The sequence below is a fragment of the Nocardioides sp. SRI_004 genome (assembly GCF_057586415.1).
Genome location: NZ_JBYCZV010000002.1, coordinates 116634 through 136526 on the forward strand (window position 1 = coordinate 116634; position 19893 = coordinate 136526).

Annotated in this window: 19 protein-coding genes; 8 read left to right on the forward strand and 11 right to left on the reverse strand. The window is 72.6% G+C overall.

All coding sequences use genetic code 11. From position 1 onward, the window contains the following. Position 1 precedes the first annotated feature (1 nt). Positions 2 to 691, reverse strand: a complete 690-nt coding sequence (locus tag AC2YHB_RS02685; RefSeq protein WP_036547570.1) for an SGNH/GDSL hydrolase family protein — start codon at positions 689 to 691, stop codon at positions 2 to 4. 84 nt (positions 692 to 775) lie between these two features. Further along, positions 776 to 2293: a GTPase HflX gene (hflX, locus tag AC2YHB_RS02690; protein ID WP_036547567.1), complete on the reverse strand. Its 1518-nt coding sequence runs from the start codon at positions 2291 to 2293 to the stop codon at positions 776 to 778. Between the two features lie 139 nt (positions 2294 to 2432). On the opposite strand from hflX, the gene AC2YHB_RS02695 reads away from it, so the two are divergent. The 3 genes from AC2YHB_RS02695 to AC2YHB_RS02705 all read left to right on the forward strand — a co-directional run bounded on the left by AC2YHB_RS02695 (position 2433) and on the right by AC2YHB_RS02705 (position 4105). Next, on the forward strand, positions 2433 to 2834 hold the full coding sequence (locus tag AC2YHB_RS02695) for a hypothetical protein (RefSeq protein ID WP_179649732.1): 402 nt from the start codon (positions 2433 to 2435) through the stop codon (positions 2832 to 2834). Positions 2835 to 2844: 10 nt separating this feature from the next. Continuing rightward, positions 2845 to 3498, forward strand: a complete 654-nt coding sequence (locus AC2YHB_RS02700) for a vWA domain-containing protein (protein ID WP_179649730.1) — start codon at positions 2845 to 2847, stop codon at positions 3496 to 3498. Between the two features lie 94 nt (positions 3499 to 3592). Continuing rightward, positions 3593 to 4105: a hypothetical protein gene (locus AC2YHB_RS02705; protein ID WP_487353441.1), complete on the forward strand. Its 513-nt coding sequence runs from the start codon at positions 3593 to 3595 to the stop codon at positions 4103 to 4105. Positions 4106 to 4126: 21 nt separating this feature from the next. Here the strand turns inward: AC2YHB_RS02705 and AC2YHB_RS02710 are convergent, their stop codons facing one another. The 8 genes from AC2YHB_RS02710 to AC2YHB_RS02745 all read right to left on the reverse strand — a co-directional run bounded on the left by AC2YHB_RS02710 (position 4127) and on the right by AC2YHB_RS02745 (position 13065). Continuing rightward, on the reverse strand, positions 4127 to 5740 hold the full coding sequence (locus tag AC2YHB_RS02710) for an alkaline phosphatase D family protein (protein ID WP_308645589.1): 1614 nt from the start codon (positions 5738 to 5740) through the stop codon (positions 4127 to 4129). A 71-nt stretch (positions 5741 to 5811) separates the two neighbouring features. After that, positions 5812 to 6588: an SDR family NAD(P)-dependent oxidoreductase gene (locus tag AC2YHB_RS02715; protein ID WP_179649726.1), complete on the reverse strand. Its 777-nt coding sequence runs from the start codon at positions 6586 to 6588 to the stop codon at positions 5812 to 5814. A 273-nt stretch (positions 6589 to 6861) separates the two neighbouring features. Beyond that, on the reverse strand, positions 6862 to 7731 hold the full coding sequence (gene dapF / locus AC2YHB_RS02720; protein WP_308645588.1) for a diaminopimelate epimerase: 870 nt from the start codon (positions 7729 to 7731) through the stop codon (positions 6862 to 6864). A gap of 37 nt (positions 7732 to 7768) precedes the next feature. After that, the gene (locus AC2YHB_RS02725) at positions 7769 to 8398 is read right to left on the reverse strand and encodes a pyridoxamine 5'-phosphate oxidase family protein (RefSeq protein WP_487353442.1); all 630 of its coding nucleotides are present in this window, start codon (positions 8396 to 8398) and stop codon (positions 7769 to 7771) included. Beyond that, a complete protein-coding gene (gene ggt, locus AC2YHB_RS02730) occupies positions 8395 to 10224 on the reverse strand; it encodes a gamma-glutamyltransferase (protein ID WP_487353443.1) in 1830 nt (609 codons plus the stop codon). Before ggt ends, AC2YHB_RS02725 begins: the two co-directional genes overlap by 4 nt. Positions 10225 to 10285: 61 nt before the next feature. Beyond that, positions 10286 to 10849: a dihydrofolate reductase family protein gene (locus tag AC2YHB_RS02735; RefSeq protein WP_179649718.1), complete on the reverse strand. Its 564-nt coding sequence runs from the start codon at positions 10847 to 10849 to the stop codon at positions 10286 to 10288. Then, positions 10846 to 11790 (reverse strand): helix-turn-helix domain-containing protein, encoded by a 945-nt coding sequence (locus AC2YHB_RS02740; RefSeq protein ID WP_179649716.1) that lies wholly within the window; start codon positions 11788 to 11790, stop codon positions 10846 to 10848. The genes AC2YHB_RS02735 and AC2YHB_RS02740 overlap by 4 nt, the downstream gene beginning before the upstream one ends. Before the next feature lie 18 nt (positions 11791 to 11808). Then, on the reverse strand, positions 11809 to 13065 hold the full coding sequence (locus AC2YHB_RS02745; RefSeq protein ID WP_218864717.1) for a PucR family transcriptional regulator: 1257 nt from the start codon (positions 13063 to 13065) through the stop codon (positions 11809 to 11811). A 204-nt stretch (positions 13066 to 13269) separates the two neighbouring features. On the opposite strand from AC2YHB_RS02745, the gene AC2YHB_RS02750 reads away from it, so the two are divergent. Genes AC2YHB_RS02750 through AC2YHB_RS02760 form a run of 3 tightly spaced genes read left to right on the forward strand, consistent with a single transcriptional unit; the run spans position 13270 to position 18021 of the window. Continuing rightward, on the forward strand, positions 13270 to 14727 hold the full coding sequence (locus AC2YHB_RS02750; protein WP_487353444.1) for a class I adenylate-forming enzyme family protein: 1458 nt from the start codon (positions 13270 to 13272) through the stop codon (positions 14725 to 14727). A 1-nt stretch (position 14728) separates the two neighbouring features. Beyond that, positions 14729 to 16600, forward strand: a complete 1872-nt coding sequence (locus AC2YHB_RS02755; RefSeq protein WP_487353445.1) for a DUF3556 domain-containing protein — start codon at positions 14729 to 14731, stop codon at positions 16598 to 16600. After that, the gene (locus tag AC2YHB_RS02760) at positions 16597 to 18021 is read left to right on the forward strand and encodes a phytoene desaturase family protein (protein ID WP_179649710.1); all 1425 of its coding nucleotides are present in this window, start codon (positions 16597 to 16599) and stop codon (positions 18019 to 18021) included. The genes AC2YHB_RS02755 and AC2YHB_RS02760 overlap by 4 nt, the downstream gene beginning before the upstream one ends. 113 nt (positions 18022 to 18134) lie before the next feature. Here AC2YHB_RS02760 and miaA read toward each other — a convergent pair whose 3' ends face one another. Then, positions 18135 to 19070, reverse strand: a complete 936-nt coding sequence (gene miaA, locus AC2YHB_RS02765) for a tRNA (adenosine(37)-N6)-dimethylallyltransferase MiaA (RefSeq protein ID WP_179649708.1) — start codon at positions 19068 to 19070, stop codon at positions 18135 to 18137. A gap of 70 nt (positions 19071 to 19140) precedes the next feature. Here miaA and AC2YHB_RS02770 point away from each other — a divergent pair, with 70 nt between their 5' ends. After that, on the forward strand, positions 19141 to 19344 hold the full coding sequence (locus tag AC2YHB_RS02770) for an antitoxin (RefSeq protein ID WP_308645586.1): 204 nt from the start codon (positions 19141 to 19143) through the stop codon (positions 19342 to 19344). A 35-nt stretch (positions 19345 to 19379) separates the two neighbouring features. Next, positions 19380 to 19868, forward strand: coding sequence for an NUDIX domain-containing protein (locus tag AC2YHB_RS02775; protein WP_308645585.1), 489 nt, complete (start codon positions 19380 to 19382; stop codon positions 19866 to 19868). Positions 19869 to 19893: the final 25 nt, after the last annotated feature.

Below are 19893 nucleotides of genomic sequence, written 5' to 3' on the forward strand. Positions count from 1 at the left end.
CCTACGAGGAGGTCAGCATCGCCTCGACCTGCGCCGCGACGATGTCGCCGAACACCCGGTGGCCGGCCGGGTCGGGGTGGAGGTCGTCGTCCTGGTAGGTCAGGTCGGCGTCCAGCATCGAGAGGTACGACGCGCCGTACTCCCCCGCGAGCCGCTGCAGCGCCGCGTCGACCCGGGCGACCTCGCCCCAGCTCCGGTCCGGGGTCGCCGGAGGGCCGACCACCAGCACGCGGCGGCCGTCGAGCAGCCGCAGCAGCCGGCGGGCGCCGCCCTCGAGGTCGGCCACCGGCTGGTCGGTGTCGTTGAGCCCGCCCTCGACGACCACCAGGCGCGTCGTCGTCCGCAGCGAGCGGGGGGCCCGGGTCGCGTAGGAGAGGTCGCCGCAGCCGCTGGCACCGGCGCTGAACCCGCTGCCGGAGAAGCCGTCGACGCGGACCCGGCCGGGGAGCCGGACCGGCCACGACTGGTCGGGCTGCACGCCGGCGCCGACGGAGTAGGAGTCGCCGATCACGAGGACCTCGGGTCCGGTGCCGGTCACCAGCTCGCTCCGCTGCTCGGCACGCTCGGCCCGCTCGACGCACCGGTCCGGGCCGGCACCGGCGCGGGCCCAGACGAGGGCGGTGGCGGCGACGACCAGCCCCAGCGCGAGGAGCGCTGCGAGCGGGCGGGGACGAGGGTGGTGCCGAGTCACGACGAGATCATCCGTCGTACCAACCGAAATTGTCGCAAAATGCCGCAGACAGCGACACATTCGGTAGGTGCGTGGCCAACCCGCTCAGACCGCGTACGCCGCCAGCTCGCCGGCGAGCGCCTCCGTGGCCCGGCCGGACACGTGCGTGCCGTCGGCGGTGTGCTCCATCGAGCTGATCTCGCCGTCCTTGTGGATCCGGTCGATCAGATCCCCGCGCGCATAGGGGACGAGCGCGGTGAACTCCACGCGGGGCCGCGGCAGGTCCGCCTCGATCGCGGCGATCGCCTCGGCGATGCCCTCGCCCGTGTGGGCGGACACCGCGACGGAGTGCGGCTCGCGACGCAGCAGCCGGTCGATGACGATCGGGTCGGCGGCGTCGAGCTTGTTGATCACCACCAGCTCGGGGATCGAGCCGGCGTCGATGTCGGCGAGCACCTCGCGGACGGCGGCCAGCTGGCCCTCCGGGTCGGGGTGCGAGCCGTCGACGACGTGGACGATCAGGTCGGAGTCGGCGACCTCCTCCAGCGTCGAGCGGAAGGCCTCGACGAGCTGGTGGGGCAGGTGCCGGACGAAGCCGACCGTGTCGCTCATCGTGTAGACGCGGCCGTCGGAGGTCTGGGTGCGCCGCGTCGTCGGGTCGAGGGTCGCGAACAGGGCGTCCTCGACGAGCACGCCGGCGCCGGTGAGCCGGTTGAGCAGGGACGACTTGCCGGCGTTGGTGTAGCCCGCGATCGCGACCGACGGCACCTCGTTGCGGCGGCGCTCCTGGCGCTTGGTGTCGCGGGTGCCCTTCATGACCTTCAGCTCGCGGCGGAGCTTGGCGATCTTGTCGTTGATGCGGCGCCGGTCGGTCTCGATCTTGGTCTCGCCGGGGCCACGGCCACCGATGCCGCCGCCGTCGGCGCCGACCCGGCCACCGGCCTGGCGGGAGAGGTTGCCACCCCAGCCGCGCAGGCGCTGCTTCATGTAGTTGAGCTGCGCGAGCTCGACCTGGGCCTGGCCCTCCTTCGACTTCGCGTGCTGGGCGAAGATGTCGAGGATCAGCGCGGTCCGGTCGACCACCTTGACCTTGACCCGGTCCTCCAGGTTGCGCAGCTGCGAGGGGGCGAGCTCGCCGTCGCAGATCACCGTGTCGGCGCCGGTGGCCTCCACGATCTCGCGCAGGCCCTCGACCTTGCCGCGGCCGATGTAGGTGGCGGGGTCGGGCGACTGGCGGCGCTGGTAGATCGCGTCGAGCACCTCGGAGCCGGCGGTCTCGGCGAGCAGCGCGAGCTCGGCCATCGCGTTCTCGACGTCGGCGACGCTGCCCTCGGTCCAGACGCCGACCAGCACGACGCGCTCGAGGCGGAGCTGGCGGTACTCGACCTCGGTGATGTCCTCGAGCTCGGTGCGCAGGCCAGCGACGCGGCGCAGCTCGTGGCGCGCCGCCAGGTCCATCTCGCCGGTGGTCAGGTCCTCCGGGTCCGCGTCGGCGTACCCCGACTCCCAGGTGTCGTCGGGGTTGTCGGGGTCGACCGGGTCGACCAGGTCCTCGGGGTCGTCCCAGCCCTCGGTGGCTCGGAGGGCGGCAGCGAGGGAGAAGTCTTCAGCATGGTTCGTCATAGGCGTCGTCCAGCGTAACGACGGGCACGCCGCGATGCTTCCCGATTTCCTCCCGCGGGCACCGGGACGTCGTACGAACGCATGATCTGCGGATCCGCATTTCTTGCGTATCCGCAGTTTGTGCGGCACGATGGATCCCATGAGCGAACAGAGGCGTGGCGACCGGCCCACCGTGCCGCACGGCCTGGCGGCCGTGCGCCAGGCCCTCGACGAGGCGGAGGCCAAGGATTCCGTCGGAGCCCTCCCCTACCTTCGCGAAGCCGCCGATCGCCTCACCGAGCTCATCGACGAGGCGATGGCGACCGCGGTGCTGACCGGCCAGGCGTCCCTGCGTGGGGCGGGGGCGCAGGCCGGCCTCACCGAGAACGCGGTCGGCCCCCGGCTGGCCCGCACCCGCAGCCTCGGCGCCTACGCCGACGACCGAGGGCGGGTGACGGCCGCCGGTGTCGAGCGCGCGAAGTACGACCTGGAGACAGGTCAACCGCGGCAACCCGCCGCACCACCGGCGCCGATGCGGTTCAAGCCGCGGCGGCCCAGTTAGGAGAACAGCCATGGCCCGAGCCGACCTCACGCACCTCTACTTCCTGCTCGACCGCAGCGGGTCGATGCAGTCCATCAAGACCGACACCGAGGGCGGCTTCGCCGCGTTCGTGGCCGAGCAGCAGGCGCAGCCCGGCGAGTGCCGGGTGACGCTCGCGCAGTTCGACAACGAGTACGACGTGGTGTTCGCCGGCGTCCCGGTGGCGGACGTGCCGCCGCTGGACCTGCAGCCCCGCGGCTCGACGGCGCTCCTCGACGCGATGGGCCGCCTGGTCACCACCGCGGGCGCCGAGCTCGCCGCCCTGCCCGAGGACGAGCGCCCGGGCACGGTCATCGTCGCGATCATGACCGACGGCCACGAGAACGCCAGCCAGGAGTGGACGCATCCCGCGATCAGGGCGCTGGTCGAGCAGCAGACCAACGACTACGCGTGGCAGTTCCTCTACATGGGCGCCGACCAGGACGCGATCGAGGTCGGCACCCGCCTCGGCGTGCGACCCGAGGCCTCGGTCACCTACGGCCGCGGCAAGAGCCGCGACGTGCTGGCCATGACCTCGCAGAAGCTCGGCAAGCTCCGCAACGACCGGATGGCCGCGCCCGCGAGCGCACCGGCTCCGATGATGGAGGGCTACACGCGTGAGGAGCGCGACGCCGTCGGCGAGTGAACCCGAGATAGCCCCGGCGGCTCCCGGTCGTTGACCGTGCATGCGTGCTCGACGACCGGGGGGCGAGAGCAAGTGGCTGTGGATCGTGACGATCGTGGCGGTCGCGGTAGGCGCCCTCGCCTTCCTCAACCGACCCGACCCACCTGACGAGTCCGCCGACGACCCCGCGGCGGCGCCCTCGGCGACCCCCGAGCCGTCGGCGACCCCGACGCCGCGCCAGCGCAGGAAGAAGGCCGAGGCCGAGGAGACGCCGGAGGCCGTCGACCTGCCGTCGGGCCTGCCGATGCCGCCCGGCCTGGGCGGCTCCGGCAGTGGCAAGTCGCTGCCGCGCACGGCGTACCAGATCAAGATCACGTCGGCGAAGCCGATGTACCGCGTGCAGTACATCATCCCCACGAGCGACGACCAGCAGTACGGCGAGGACAACGGCGTCGGCAACTCGTGGGTCCACAACACGACGGTCTGGGGCCGCCCCGACTACGGCGCCGCCTTCGTGCACGCCCTGTGGCCGGGCGTCGAGGTCACGTGCGTGGTCAGCGTCGGCGGCCGGGTGGTGGAGCGCCGCACGATCGTCGGCCCGTACGGCGCCATGTGGTGCCAGGGCTGAGGCCGGTCCGCCACGACCGGCTCAGGCCTCCAGCGGGTCCGGCTCGAGGGTCCTGAACCACAGCACGGTGCCGCCGCCGTCGTACAGGCTGACGGTGAGCTCGCCGGTGGCGGCGATCGCGAGGTGGCCGACGTGCTGGTTGTCCGGGCGCGGCGCGATCTTCACCGGCAGCGGCTCGTCCTTGCCGTGGGTGAAGTGCACGAGCGGGCCGAAGGTCTGGTCCAGCTCGGTGGGCCGGGCCGTGAACGGCGAGCAGTGCAGCGGCCCGGAGATGAACTCCCAGAACGGGTCGAAGTCGGTGAAGGTGGCCCGCCCGGGGTCGTAGTGGTTGGCGGCGGTGTAGTGCACGTCGGCGGTGATCCACACGACGTTGCGGATCCGGTGCCTCTTGATCGCCGACAGGATCCGCGCGATCTCGGGCTCGCGCCCCAGGGGCGGTCCGTCGTCGCCGTTGGCGACGCCGTCGAGGTCGCCGGTGTCGCGGACCGGCGCGGACAGCGGCTGGTCGATCGAGATCACCTTCCAGGTCGCCCGCGAGCGTCGCAGGCCGTCGATCAGCCAGGCCTCCTGGGTGGGGCCGAGCAGGCCCGCCTCGCCCCGCTCGGCGGCCTGCGCCGGGTCGGCGTCGGGGTTGGGGCCACGCCAGCTGCGCATGTCCATCAGGAACAGGTCGAGGTGCTGGCCGCGCGACACCCTCCGATAGATCCGGTTCGGCGCGAAGCCGTTGCCGTCGGGTGCGACCAGCCGCTGCACCGGCACCGGCTGGTACTCCTGCCAGGCCCGCCGGCCGCGCACGGCCAGCACGTCGGCCCGGCGCTCGGAGTAGCCCATGTCGTCGATGGTCTCGCCGGGATACCAGTTGTTCGATGTCTCGTGGTCGTCCCACTGCACGACCGAGGGCACCTCGGCATAGAAGGCCCGCACGTGCTCGTCGCGCAGGGGGTAGCGGTGGCGGCCGCGGAAGTTGGCCAGGGTCTCGGCCGGCGCCAGCACGTCCTCGGTCAGCTCGTTGCGCCAGGTCGTGCCGTCCTCGACGAGGAGCCTGGTCTCGGGCATCGGCTCGTCGGCGTAGATGGTGTCGCCGACGTGGACGAAGAGGTCGGGCCGGAGGTCCAGCATCATCCGGTACGTCGTCATCCCGCCCCGGCCCTTGTCGATGCCCCAGCCCTGTCCGTTGGTGTCACCGGACCAGACGATCGACTGCGCGGCGGCGTGGATCGGCGCCGTACGGAAGGACAGCTGCTCGGGTGCGCTGCGCTCGCCCTCCGGCGTCTCGAACCACACCTCGGTGTCGTACTCACGACCGGGGGCGAGGTCGCGCAGGTGGAGCCGCGAGGTGAAGTCGGTGCGCGGGTCGGTCCAGCGGCCACGGACGGTCCACTGGCGGGCACCGCTGCGCAGGCGCACCATCATCCGGCTGGGCTCGACGCCGCGCGACCAGATCACCGCCGAGCTGGTCGTGACCTCGCCGCTGCGGACGCCGGTGGTCAGGTCCGGACGACGCTCGACGAAGGCCGGGAACCGGGCCAGCCCCAGGGCCGGGACGGAGGCACCGGCCAGGCCGGCGACGATGGTGCTGCGGCGGCCCACGCGGAGCTCGCCGAGCCGGGTCCGGTCGTCCCAGAGGAGCGTCACGACCCACAGAAAAGCGCCGCGCGCCGACCAGCGAGGGTTCGCCGGTCGACGCGCGGGTGAAGTGCTGCTGACTACTTCGGGGGCATCCGGATGCCGCCGTCGACGCGGATGACCTCGCCGTTCATGTACGAGTTGGTGAGGCACTCGATGACCATGCTGGCCAGCTCGGCGCCCGTGCCGAGACGCTTCGGGAAGAGCACGTTCTGGCCGAGGTTGGCCTTGAACGCGTCCGCCGCCTCGCCCTCGCCGTAGATCGGGGTGTCGATCAGGCCCGGCGCGACCGTGTTGAGGCGGATGCCGGCGGCCGACAGGTCACGGGCGACCGGCAGGGTCATGCCGACGACGCCACCCTTGGACGCGGAGTACGACGCCTGGCCGATCTGGCCGTCGAAGGCGGCCACGCTGGCGAGGTTGACGATGGCGCCACGGCAGCCGTCCTCGTCGGGCTCGTTCTGGCTCATCACGGTGGCGGCCTGGCGGACCATGTCGAAGGTGCCGATCAGGTTGATCGCGATGACCTTGGTGAAGGCCTCCAGCGAGTGGGCCGACTCCAGCTGGCCGTCGCGGCCGATGGTGCGCTGCGCCCAGCCGATGCCGGCCGAGTTCACGACGGCGCGCAGGGGGGCGATCTCGGCGGCGGCCTTGACGGCGGCACCGATCTGCTCGGTGTTGGTGACGTCGACCTGGGCGAAGACGCCGTTGATCTCGGCGGCAAGGGCCTCGCCCTTGTCGGCCTGGAGGTCGGCGACGACGACGGTGGCGCCCTTGGCGGCGAGCGCGCGGGCAGCGGCCGCGCCGATGCCCGAGGCGCCGCCGGTGACGATGGCGGAGGATCCGGTGAGTTCCATGGCCCGGACTGTAGCGCCGCGCGGCGGACCGTGACACCAGAGGTGTCAGTGTCGGGGATCCCTGACGCGCGCCGGCCGGGATTCTCCGGCGCTCGCGACGTGGTCGTGGGCTCACGCTCGTCACTGCGGTTGGCGCCGGTGTGATCCGATCCCGATGGGTCGCCCACGCTCAAATTGATTGATATCAATCAATTTCAGCGAGCCGTTCCCACCGGGACCAGCTGTCGGCGGGCACGCCACTCCCTACCGCGGAGCGGGGCGGCAATCCGTCGGTCAGAGGTCGGTCGTGCCCTCGGCGACGACGACTGCCGGGCCGGTCATCAGGACCCGGTTGTCAGCCGTCCAGGTGATGGTGAGCGTCCCGCCGGGCACGTCGACGCGGAAGGTCACGTCCTCGGTCGGCAGGTGGCCCGGCTCGACGTGGCCGTCGGCCCAGACCGCGGCGACCGCGACAGCACAGGCGCCCGTGCCGCAGGACCGGGTCTCCCCCGAGCCGCGTTCGTGCACGCGCATCGCGACATGGTGGTCCCCCCGGCGCACGACGAATTCGACATTGACGCCGTTCGGGTAGACGCCGCCGTCGTAGCCGGGCTCCTCGAGGAGCGAGCCAGCGTCGTCGAGGGAGTCGACCTGGACGACTGCGTGCGGGTTGCCCATGTCGACGTTGAGCGAGTTCCACGTGCGCTCGCCCACGGTGATCTCGCTGCGGGGCCGGGGGAACTCCGGCGAGCCCATGTCGACGGTGATCTCGCCGTCCGTCGTACCCCCGGCGAAGGTCAGCACCTTCACCCCGGCGCGGGTCGCGACCGGCACAGGCACGGAGGTGTCGACGAGGCCCTGCTCGGCGAGGTGGCGGCCGAAGACGCGCACCCCGTTGCCGCACATCTCGGAGACCGAGCCGTCGGAGTTGCGGTAGTCCATGAACCACTCAGCCCCGCCGTCCAGCACCGTCTGGCCGCGACCGGCGTCGCCGACGGCGGAGGTTCGGATGACCCGCAGCACGCCGTCGCCACCGATGCCCGCCCGCCGGTCGCACAGGGCGCGGACCCGCTCCGCGGCGAGCTCGCCGTGGACGGTGCCGTCGTGGTCCGGCAGCAGGACGAAGTCGTTCTCGGTGCCGTGACCCTTGAGGAAGGGGTACACACCCCAAGGGTAGAGGGATCCACCCACCCCCCGGCACTCAGCCGTAGAGGCGCTCCTCGTAGCTGGGCCCGTAGTACGCGTCGAGCTCCTCGATGGTGTCGTCCGGCCGCTCCAGCCGCTGCGAGAGGACGGCGCGGCGCGGCACGACCGCCTCGGGCTCCCAGCTCTCGGGCTTCCACAGCTGCGAGCGGAGGAAGGCCTTGGCGCAGTGGAAGAAGACCGTCTCGATCTCGACGACGACGGCCAGCAGCGGGCGGTGGCCCTTGACCACCATCGCGTCGAAGAAGGGCGCGTCGCTGACCAGCCGGGCCCGCCCGTTGACGCGCAGCGTGTCGCCGCGGCCGGGGATGAGGAAGTTCAGCCCGACGTGCGGGTTGGCGAGGATGTTGCGGTAGCCGTCGGCCCGGCGGTTGCCGGGACGCTCCGCGATCGCGATGGTGTGGTCGTCGATGACGTGCACCAGCTGCCCGGCCGGGTCGCCCTTGGGCGAGACGTCGCAACGCCCGTCGGCGTCGGCCGTCGCGAGCATGCAGAACGGCGAGGCCGCCAGCCAGTCGCGGTCGACGTCGCTCAGCGCGGAGCGCTCCTTGTTCGCGGCCGCAGCGGTGGGCTCACCGAGGAGCTCGGTCAGGGCGGCCTCGTCGGCGATCTCGGTCCACGTCGTCACCGACCCAATGTAGGCCTGACCACCCCCGCCGATCCCCCGCCACGGCGTGTGGGCTCCGCCACCGCGGTCAGCTGTCCGCCCGGCCCCAGCTCGATCGCCGCGACGGCACCGATCTCGGACGCACTCGAGCCGGGCGGACCGGCCACCGCGAAGTGGTGCCCGTACGACGCCAGCGCGGCGCCGTACCTGTCGATGAACGCCTGCTCGGCGGTCACGTTGGCGGTGTTGCGCTGGGAGGCGCGCGGCGCGGCGACCGCCGCGGGCAGGCTCATGCCGAGGTCGAGGCGGTTGAGCAGCACCTGCAGGACGGTCGTGATGATCGTGGAGCCGCCCGGCGAGCCGAGCGCGAGGACCGGCTTGCCGTCGCGCAGCAGGATCGTCGGCGACATCGAGCTGCGCGGCCGCTTGCCGGGCTGGATCCGGTTGGGGTCGGCCGGGTCGTAGACGGTGGAGAAGTCGGTCAGCTCGTTGTTGAGCAGGAAGCCGCGGCCGGGCACGACGATGCCCGAGCCGCCGGTCTGCTCGATGGTGAGCGTGTAGGAGACGACATTGCCCCACCGGTCGGCGGTGGTCAGGTGGGTCGTGGACAGGCCCTCGGTGTCGGCGTCGACACCCTCCGCGTCGGCCGGCGCCTCGCAGATGCCGTCGTACGACGTCACGTCGCCCGCCGCGACCGGCTTGGTCGCGGCGACCGCGGGATCGACGAGGCAGCCTCGCTCCTTGGCGAAGGTGTCGTCGAGCAGCGCCTCCGTGGGCACGTCGACGTAGGCCGGGTCGCCGACGTAGCGGCCGCGGTCGGCGAAGGCGAGGGCCGTCGACTCGAGGTACTGGTGCAGCGCGGCCACGTCGTCGGCCGGCTCGGGCAGCTGCTCGAGGATGTTGAGCGACTCCCCGACCGTGGTGCCGCCGGACGAGGACGGCGCCATCCCGTAGACGTCGTAGCCGCGGTAGCCGATCGAGGTGGGCGCCTGGACGTGGGCGCGGTAGCCCGCCAGGTCGGCGGTCGTCATCGAGCCGACCGGCACCGGCAGGTCGGTCTCACCGCTCAGCGGCGGGCGCTGCACGGTGCGGGCCACCTCGGCGCCGAGCGCGCCGTCGTACAGCCATCCGGTGCCGCGGGCGCCGAGGAGCCGGTAGGTGCGGGCGAGGTCGGGGTTGCGGAAGGTGCTGCCGACCGCCGACACCCGGCCACGGGGCAGGAACAGCTCGCCGGAGCTGGTGAAGGTGCGGAAGCGCAGGGCGTTCTCACTGGTCTGGAGCGCGAAGGTCGGGTCGACGGTGAAGCCGCGCTGGGCGAGGTCGGCGGCGGGTCGCAGGGCGTCCGCCAGGGACAGGCTCCCCCAGCGGTCGAGCGCGGTCTGCCAGGTCGCGGGCGTCCCGGGCACGCCGACGGAGACGCCGCTGGTCACCAGGTCCGGGGTGAACGGGTAGGGCTTGCCGGTCGCCGGGTCGATGAAGGCGTCGGGTTGCATCGCGGCGGGCGCGGTCTCGCGGCCGTCGATCGTGGTGACCTCGCCCGACGCGGCGTCGTAGTGGACGAGATAGCCACCGCCCCCGACGCCCGCGCTGTAGGGCTCGGTCACGCCGAGCGCCGCGGCCGTCGCGACGGCGGCGTCGACCGCGTTGCCGCCGCGGCGCAGCACGTCCAGCCCGATGGCCGTGGCGTTGGGGTCGACGGAGCTGACGGCTCCGCCGTAGCCGGTCGCGACCGGCACCTTGGGCGGCGGCTGCGGTCCGGGCTTCGCCGGCGCGGGCGCGGCCGCGGAGAAGGTGGTGACCGCGACGGCGGTCGAGGTGGCCAGGGTGGCGGCGAGGGTACGGCGCACGGTGTCCTCCCGAGACAGTGGTCCGACTCCCTCCACCATGCCCGGGCTGTCAAGCCCGCCCTCAGCCCGCGCGGTCCTCCAGCAGCGGGCCGTCGACCTCGTAGCGGGCCGTGACGAACGCGCCGTTGGGAGCGGTCTCGACGAGCCGGAGCTCCAGCCGCCGGGGCAGGAGCGGCCGGCCGGCGCCGAGCGTGACCGGTGCGACCGACACGATGACGTCGTCGAGGAGCCCCGCGTCGGCGAACTGCCCGGCGAGGTCGCCGCCGCCGACCACCCAGATGTCGAGGTCGCCGGCCGCGTCGCGCAGGGCGTCGTACACGTCGGTCACGGGGCCGGACGCGAAGCGCACGTCGGCGCCCTCGGGGACGGGCAGGTCGCGGGTGGTCATCACCCACGACGGCTGGGAGTAGAACCAATCCTCCCCCGTCCTCTCGAGGTGCGCGAGCACCCACTCGTAGGTCGTCGAGCCCATCACCAGTGCGCCGATCCGCTTGATGAAGTCGTCGTAGGACTGCGGTCCGCCGCCCTCGTCCTGCGGCTGGCGCAGCAGCCACGCGAGCGAGTCGTCGGGGTCGGCGATGAAGCCGTCCAGCGTGGTGGCGGTGTAGTACGTCGTGCGGGTCACCGGTCTCCTCCGGTCTCGGGTTGCTCGCCGGCCTCGTGGCGCAGCCAGTTGATGGGGTCTCCGTCGTCGAGGTCGAGGTCGACGCCGGCACGGTGCAGCCAGCCGCGCACGAGCAGCCGCCGGTAGGCGCTGTAGGTCAGCACGTGGGTCACGATGCTGCTCAGCACGAAGGACTCGGGCGGCTCGCAGAGGGCGTCGATGATCAGGTCGTCCCAGCCGCCGCGCCGGTCGATGTCACGGACGGCGGCGAGCCAGCGGCCGGCGACGGCGTCGTGCCGCGCCAGCAGCGTCGCCGGGTTCGGGTCACGGTCGACCGCGGGGAACTCGGTGCCCTCGACCGCCGCGAGCCAGACCTCCTTCGCGAAGACCGTGCGCTCCAGCACGGCCGCGATCGACTCCTCCGGCCCCTCCCACGACGCGACCTGGTGGCCCGGGGCGCGGACCTCCCGCCACTCCTCCGGGCTGAGGCCCTTGGCGTGCTCGACCAGCGCGCGGGTGTCGTCGAGGTCGTGGCGGACCTGCTGGTCGGTCACCGGGTTCATGGCCTGCTCCGTGCTGTGGACCCACAGGCTCGTGGGCGGGTGGAAGTGGATGCCGTTGGCGGCGGGCAGCCAGACGCTGCCGGTCTCGCCGACGTCGCTCGGCGCGTGCCCGTAGGCGCGGGAGAAGGCGCGGCTGAAGCCCTCGAGGGACTCGTAGCCCGCCTCCCACGCGGCGTCCGTGACGCTCGACCCCTTCCGGATCCGCCACGCCGCCCGTTCGAGCATCACCCGGCGCCGCATCGCCACCGGCGCCTCGCCGGCGTCGCGGGAGAGCCTCCGGCTGAAGTGGTACGGCGACGCGTACGCCCCCTGGGCCATCGCGTCGAGCGTCCGGTTGTCCTCGTCGAGCACGGCGTCGAGCAGCTCGCGGAGGCGGTCGCGGCCGGTCGGTGTGCTCATGGGACGAGTCTGGACCGTTCAGTGCGGCGCCGCTTGACCGTTCTTGCGCAGCACCTCCGGCCCCAGCCACCGGCAGGCGATGAGCGCGAGCTCGAGGTCGAGCCGCTCCTCCCCGAGCGGCTTGCCGCGGGCCTCGACCGCGCGGTCGACGCGGTACTTCACGGTGTTCTTGTGCAGGTGCAGCCGGGCGGCGGTGGCGACGAAGCTCTCCCGGTCCTCGAGGAAGGCGAGCAGCGTCTCGCGCATCCGGGCGGCGCCCTCGGAGTCGGTGGCGAGCTCGCCGAGCGTGCGCGCCACCATCCGCCGGGTCGAGTCCATGTCGCGCACCAGCAGGGCCGCCGCGCGGACCGTCGGGTCGGCGTAGGAGATCACGTCGGCGTCGTACTGACCGAGCTGGGCGACGTCGTGCGCCGCCGCCGCGCCGAGGTGGCTGGCCCGGAAGCCCTGCTCCCCGGCATCCGGTACGCCGAGGGCGACCCGGATGCCGCCGCCGTCGGCCGCCAGCACGTCCGCCACCGCGTCGAGGTCCACGTCGGCCGTGCGACCGATCGGCAGCCACGCCCACGCGGTGTCGCGGTCGCGCGGCACGAAGAGCGGGTGCCCGGAGCCGACCCGCTGGGCGAGCCGGGCCAACAGCCGCTCGGAGTCGGCGAGCCCGTTGTCGGCGCCGGCGGACCAGAGCACGAGGCCGAGGTGGTGCTGGCGCAGCCGGTAGCCGAGGGCCGCCTCGGTGGCGCCGACGTCCATCCGGTCGCCGCGCAGCAGCGCCTCGACGGTCTCGCGCTGGACCGCGCTCCGGTTGGCCAGCCACCGCTCGCGCTCGGTCAGGTAGGCGCCCATCACGTCCTCGGACACCGCGTCGACGTACTGGAAGGACGTGTCGGTCAGCAGGTTGCTGGTCTGCAGCGCGAGGGCCGGATCGCCGACCCGGCGGGCGATCTCCTCGCTGGCCCAGCGCAGGATCAGCTGCTGGCCGAGCCGGTAGGCGCGCAGCAGCGCGCTGGGCGGGGTGCCGCGCTGGGCGAGCCGGCGCGCGTACTCGACGGCGGCGGCCGGCGCCTGGATCTCGTCGATCGGCACGTGCCCGCGCAGCAGGTGGGCCAGGGTCTCGAGGTTGGAGCTCGCGCTGCCGTTGAGGAGGTCGACCAGCGACGGGTCGGTCGGGAGCTCGGGGATGCGCTTGCCGAACTCGACCACGAGGTACGACGTCAGCTCGGCCGCGCGCTCCGCGATGAGCGCCGCGATGCCCTGCAGCTCGCTCTCGGCATCGGTCACGGCGACCACCCCCTCGGTCCGGCTTTGGGCCGCGGCACCAAGGGGTGACGGCCGTCACGCCATGGTGCCAGACTGGCCCGTCGGCCGGTCTTGGCCCTGCAGCTCCGAATCCGCCCGTCGAGTTCGTGCTCCGGGACCAAGAACCTCGGGAGGCCGCAGTCCTAGCGTCGGAGCGTCACCACCCGAGTCCCGCAGGAGCCCCCGATGACCTTCGACCACCTCCCCTGGCACCGCCCCACGTCGTACGACGACCTGCCGTGCGTGCGCGACGACCGGCTGGACCTGACCTACCGGACGTTCGGCGAGCGGGTCGAGGCCGTCGCCGAACAGCTCGCGGCGCGCGGCGTCACGGCGGGCTCCGTCGTCGCCGTGAAGCTCCCCAACCGGGTCGAGCTGCTCGTCGCGATCATGGCCGCCTGGCGGCTGGGCGCGGCGGCGACTCCGATCAACCCGACCTTCACGGCGACCGAGGCCGGCCACCAGATCGGCGACTCCGGTGCCGTGGTCGTGGTCACCACCGATCCCACAACCGTGCACGGCGGCGCGACGGTGCTCGGCGTCGACGACCTCGCCACCGCCCCGGCGGGCACGCTGCCGCCGGCCACCACGGCCCCCAACGACCTCGCCCTGCTCGTCTACACCAGCGGCTCGACCGGCCGCCCCAAGGGCGTGATGCTCGACCACGCCAACATCGAGGCGATGATCGCCAGCATGGGCGAGGCGATCGCCGTCACCGGCGACGACCACTGCCTGCTGGTGCTGCCGCTCTTCCACGTCAACGCGATCTGCGTCAGCTGGCTGACGCCGATGTCGGTCGGCGGGCAGCTGTCGGTGCTGCAGCGCTTCCACCCGGTCGAGTTCCTGCAGGCGATCGAGCGGCTGCGGCCGACCTACTTCTCGGCCGTGCCCACGATCTACTCCCACCTGGTCGCCCTGCCCGAGGAGGTGCGCGCGGACGTGAGCTCGGTCCGCTTCGCCGTCTGCGGCGCGGCGCCCGCGCCCCCGGAGCTGTTCGCGGCCGTCGAGAAGAGGTTCGGGTTCCCGCTCGTCGAGGGCTACGGGCTCTCCGAGGGCACCTGCGCGTCGACCTGCAACCCGGTCGACGGTGTGCGCAAGCCCGGCACCGTCGGCCCGGCGCTTCCCGGCCAGATCGTCGCGATCATGGCGCCCGACGGGACGATGGCGCCGACCGGCGAGCGGGGCGAGGTCGTGATCAAGGGCGGCAACGTGATGCGCGGCTACCTCAACCGGCCCGAGGCGACCGCCGAGACGCTCGGCGACGGCTGGCTGCACACCGGCGACGTCGGGATCCTCGACGCCGACGGCTACCTGCGGATCGTGGACCGGATCAAGGACATGATCATCCGCGGCGGCGAGAACATCTATCCCAAGGAGATCGAGAACGTCCTGCACGGCGACCCCTCCGTCCTCGAGGTGGCCGTCGTCGGCGCCCCCGATCCCGTGTACGGCGAGGTGGTGGTCGCCTTCGTCGCACCACCGCCCGGCGGGACGGTCGACGAGGACGCCCTGCTGGCCCGGTGCCGGGAGGAGCTGACCAAGGTCAAGGTCCCGGTCGCGGTGCACGTGCTCGACGTACTCCCGAAGAACCCCGTCGGCAAGATCGACAAGCCCGCGCTGCGGGCACGACTGGCAGGAGAGTGACATGGGTTTCCTCAAGCCCGCGCCGGAGCCGATGGCGCCCGCCGACTTCCTGGCGCTGCCGTTCCGTGAGCGCCTGCACGTCCTCACCACCAACTGGGTGACCGAGGGCTTCAACACCCCGCGGATGCTGCACGTCGTCTACATCCTCAAGATGCTCGGCCTCTACTTCGCGGTCGGCCTGGCCATCACCGGGTGGACCACCGACCACGTCCACTTCACCGACCCGGGCACGTGGTTCGACAACGTCGTCGTCTACCAGAAGCTCGCGGTCTGGCTGATGCTGCTCGAGGTGATCGGCCTCGGCGGCGCGTTCGGCCCCCTCTGCGGCCACTTCGTGCCGATGCTCGGCAACATCCGCTACTGGCTGCGTCCCGGCACGATCCGGATGGCCCCGTGGGGCCGGCACGTGCCCGGCACCGGCGGCGACGAACGGACCGTCCTCGACGTGGTCCTGTACGTCGGCGTGCTGGCCGCGCTCGTCGTACCGCTCGTCGTGCACGCCGACCCGGTCACCGCGCTGCCTGCCGGGACCGGCCCGCAGGAGCTGGTGCCGCCGCTCGCCTTCGTCCCGATCCTCGTGCTGATGCCGCTGATGGGCCTGCGCGACAAGGTGATCTTCCTGGCCGCCCGCTCCGAGCAGTACCTGCCGATCATGCTGTTCTCCGCCACCCTCGGCGCCGTCGCCCTGCGCGACGGGGCGTCCGCCGGCGACTTCGTCGACCTCGTGGTCGCGTTCAAGATCATCATCTGCATCGTGTGGATCGGCGCGGGCGTCTCCAAGATCGGCGAGCACTTCATCAACGTGGTCCCGCCGATGGTGTCCAACTCCCCCGGCCAGCTGAACATCGTCAAGAGGCTGCACTACCGCAACGCACCCGACGACATCCGGCCCTCGAGACTGGCCTGGTTCATGGCCCACGTCGGCGGCACGACCGTCGAGATCATCATCCCGATCCTCCTGCTGACGACCGCGAACGACACCGTCGCGATGCTGGGGGCGGTGGCGATGCTCGTCTTCCACATCTTCATCACCTCGACCTTCCCGCTGGCCGTGCCGCTCGAGTGGAACGTCTACTTCGGCTACATCGCCCTCGTGCTGTGGGGCGGCACCGACCTGGGAGCGGGGTTCGACGCGTCGACGTACAACATCTGGGAGTTCTCGAAGCCCTGGCTGCTCCTGCCGATCTTCGCGCTGCTGCTGTTCGGGCCGGTGCTCGGCAACCTGCGTCCCGACCTGGTCTCCTTCCTCCCGTCGATGCGCCAGTACGCCGGCAACTGGGCCTCTGCGGTCTGGGCGATGAAGCCCGGGGTGGAGCAGCGGCTCAACGAGCTGCTGCTGGTCGAGACGCAGAACGACCAGCTGCAGCGGATGGCGCCGATGCCCTACACCGCCGACGAGGCCGAGATGACCGTGCAGAAGGCGGTCGCGTGGCGCGCGATGCACAGCCAGGGCCGGGGCGTGCTGTCGGTGCTGATGGAGCACCTCGACGACCTCGAGACCCGCGACGTGCGCGAGGGCGAGTTCATGTGCAACATCCTCGTCGGCTGGAACTTCGGCGACGGGCACCTCCACGACGAGCGCCTGGTCGCCGCGGTGCAGAAGCGGCTCGGCCTCGAGCCCGGCGACCTCGTCGTCGTCTACTGCGAGTCGCAGGCGACGCCGTGGCGCACGTCGCGGCCGCAGGAGTACCGGGTCATCGATGCCGCCCTCGGCGTCGTCGAGCGGGGCAGCTGGGACGTCCGCGACTGCGTGAAGGAGCAGCCGTGGCTGCCCAACGGCCCGGTCCCCGTGCAGGTCTCGTGGACCGCCGCCGGGTACCGTCGCAAGGGAACCCTGACCCAGCCGACCAGCGGGAAGGACCCCGTCGCTTGAGCAGTGCAGTCGTCGTGGGCAGCGGGCCCAACGGGCTCGCGGGCGCCATCCGCCTCGCCCAGGCCGGCCTCCCGGTGACCGTCGTCGAGGCGCACGAGCGCCCCGGCGGCGGCACCCGCACCAGTGAGCTGACCCTCCCCGGTGTGCTGCACGACGACTGCGCCGCCTTCCACCCGACCGGCGTCGCCTCCCCCTTCTTCCGCTCCCTCGGGTTGGAGCGGCACGGCCTGCGCTGGCTGTGGCCGGAGGTCGACCTCGCCCACCCGCTCGACGACGGCCGCGCGGGCGTCGCGGCCCGCGACATGTCGGCGTCGGTGGCATCCCTCGGCGTCGACGGCGAGCGCTGGCGACGGATGTTCGCCCCGATCGTGCGCAACTTCGACGACCTCATGGACGAGGTGCTGCGCCCGGTCGTGCACCTGCCCGGGCACCCGGTGACCCTCGGCCGGTTCGGCATGAAGGCCGCCCTCCCCGCCACCGTGCTGGCCCGCCGGTTCCGCGACGACCCCGCCCGCGCGCTGTTCACGGGCGTCGCCGCCCACAAGTTCGGCCGACTCGACGGGGTGCTCAGCGCCTCGGTCGGGCTGATGCTCGCCGGCAGTGCCCACGCCGTCGGCTGGCCGGTCGCCGAGGGCGGCACCGAGGCGATCACCCGGGCCCTGCTGGCCGAGCTCGCCGCGCTCGGCGGGAAGGTCGTCACCGGAGTCCGCGTCGAGTCGCTGGCGCAGGTCTCCGAGCTCGCCGGCGGCCGACCGGACGTCGTACTGCTGGACACGGCGCCGGCCGGCGCCCTCGACATCCTCGGCGACCGCCTGCCGCCGCGGGTACGTCGCGCGCTGACCCGCTACTCCTACGGACCCGCCGCCTTCAAGGTCGACCTCGCCATCGAGGGCGACGTGCCGTGGACCAACGAGGCGTGCCGGAGGGCGGGCACCCTCCACCTCGGCGGTACGGCGGAGCAGATCGCCGCCATCGAACGGGAGACCGTCCGGGGGCGGATGCCCGACCAGCCGTTCGTGCTCTTCGGCCAGCAGTACCTCATCGACCCGTCGCGCTCGGCCGGCGGCATCAACCCGATCTACGCCTACGCGCACGTCCCCCACGGCTACGACGGCGACGCGACCGAGGCGATCATCGACCAGGTCGAGCGGTTCGCGCCCGGCTTCCGCGACCGGATCGTCGCCACCGCCGTCCGCGGCCCCGCCGACCTCGAGGCCTACAACGCCAACTACGTCGGCGGCGACATCTCCGCCGGCGCCAACACCGCCCGCCAGATCACCTTCCGGCCACGGGTCGCGCTGGACCCCTACGCCCTCGGCGTCGACGGCGTATACCTGTGCTCGTCCGCGACCCCGCCCGGCGGCGGCGTGCACGGGATGGGTGGGTTCAACGCGGCGGAGGCGGCGTTGAAGCGCCTCTGACCCGGTGGTCGAGGAGGTCGCGCAGCGACACGAGCGATCCACCGCTCGGGCACGAGAGCCACGCCCGGCCCCGCGAGGGCGCGAACCGTGGATCGGTCGTGCGCTCCCGGCGCTCAGACAGGGCGATCCCGTACGACGGCCAGCGCCTTCGCCACCCGGTCCGGGTCGTCGTAGCGCACCCAGGTGATGCGGGGATCGTTCTTCCACCAGGCCATCTGGCGTCGGGCGAACCTGCGGGTGGCGATGACGGTGCGCTCCTGCGCCTCGGCGACGTCCATCTCCCCCGCCAGCACGGCGACCGCCTGGGGGTAGCCGATGGCACGGGAGGCCGTGCGTCCCTCGGCGAGCCCGTTGGCGAGCAGCCGCTCGGTCTCGTCGAGCAGGCCGGCGTCGAACATGGTCCGGACCCGCTCGCGAATCCGCTCCTCGAGCACGTCGCGCTCGATCTCGACTCCGATCTGCACGGTCGCCGGGTCGTCGTACTCCTGGACGGGGAGGCGGGCGCTGAAGGGCTCCCCACTCAGCTCGATCACCTCGAGGGCGCGGACGATGCGGCGGCCGTTCTCGGGCTCGATCCGCTCGGCGGCGGCGGGGTCGAGCGCCCGGAGCCGGGCGTGCAGGCCCTCGGGGCCGACCTCCTCCAGCTCGGCCTCGTAGCGGGCGCGGACGTCCCCGTCGGTGCCGGGGAACTCGAAGCGGTCGAGGATCGCCCGCGTGTAGAGGGCGGATCCGCCGACCAGCACCGGCGTCGCGCCACGGCCACGGATCTCGGCGATGGCCGCGCGCGCCCAGGCCTGGAACTGCGCGACGGTGGCCGGCTCCCGGACGTCGAGGGTGTCGAGCAGGTGGTGCGGGATGCCGCGGCGCTCGGCGGGCGGCAGCTTCGCCGTACCGATGTCCATGCCGCGGTAGACCTGCATCGAGTCGGTGTTGACGACCTCTCCCCCGAGCGCCTCGGCGAGGTCGAGGGACAGGGACGTCTTGCCGCTGGCGGTGGGTCCGACGATCGCGACGATCGGGTTCGCGGACGTGGAGGGACGGTGCGGCATGGAGACAGTGTGGCAAGGTGGGGCCGACGACTCGGAGCGGGTCGCGACCATCAACCTTTGGGGGTTTCTCGTGGGCTTTCTGGACGACGCCAAGGACAAGCTGAGCGACGCGGTCGACAGCCAGGGCGACAAGATCGGCGACGGCCTCGACAAGGCCGCCGACTTCGCCTCCGACAAGACCGGCGGCAAGTTCGACGACAAGATCGACCTCGGCGTCGACAAGGCGAAGGACGCGCTCGACGGCCTCGACGGCGAGAACGACGACATCAACTGACGTCGCTCGACCAACGACAGCAGAAGAGCACCTCGGTGACCGTGCAGGACCCCGCGACCGGCAAGACCCGCTTCGTGGTGGTCCCCGCCTCCTACGTGTTCCTCCTCCGGGAGGCCGCGGGCGGGACGGGCACCGAGGTGCTCCTGCAATTGCGGCAGGGAACCGGCTACATGGACGGGCACTGGGCCGCAGCGGCGGCCGGGCACGTCGAGCGCGGCGAGACCGCCGAGGACGCCGCCCGGCGCGAGGCCCTGGAGGAGGTCGCGGTCGCCGACCTCGACCTCGCCTTCGCGACGGCGATGCAGCGCACCGCCCACGACCTGCCGATCGACGAGCGGATCGACTTCTTCTTCACGGCGCGCGCGTGGAGCGGGGAGCCGCGCATCGTCGAGCCCGCGAAGTGCGCGGACCTGCGGTGGTTCCGCCTCGACGCCCTGCCCGACCCGGTGGTCCCCCACGAGCGCGTCGTCCTCGCCGGGCTCGAGCGCGGCGACCTCGCGCCCCTGACGCACTTCGGCTTCTGAGCCGGCGCTCCGGCCGGTTGCGATC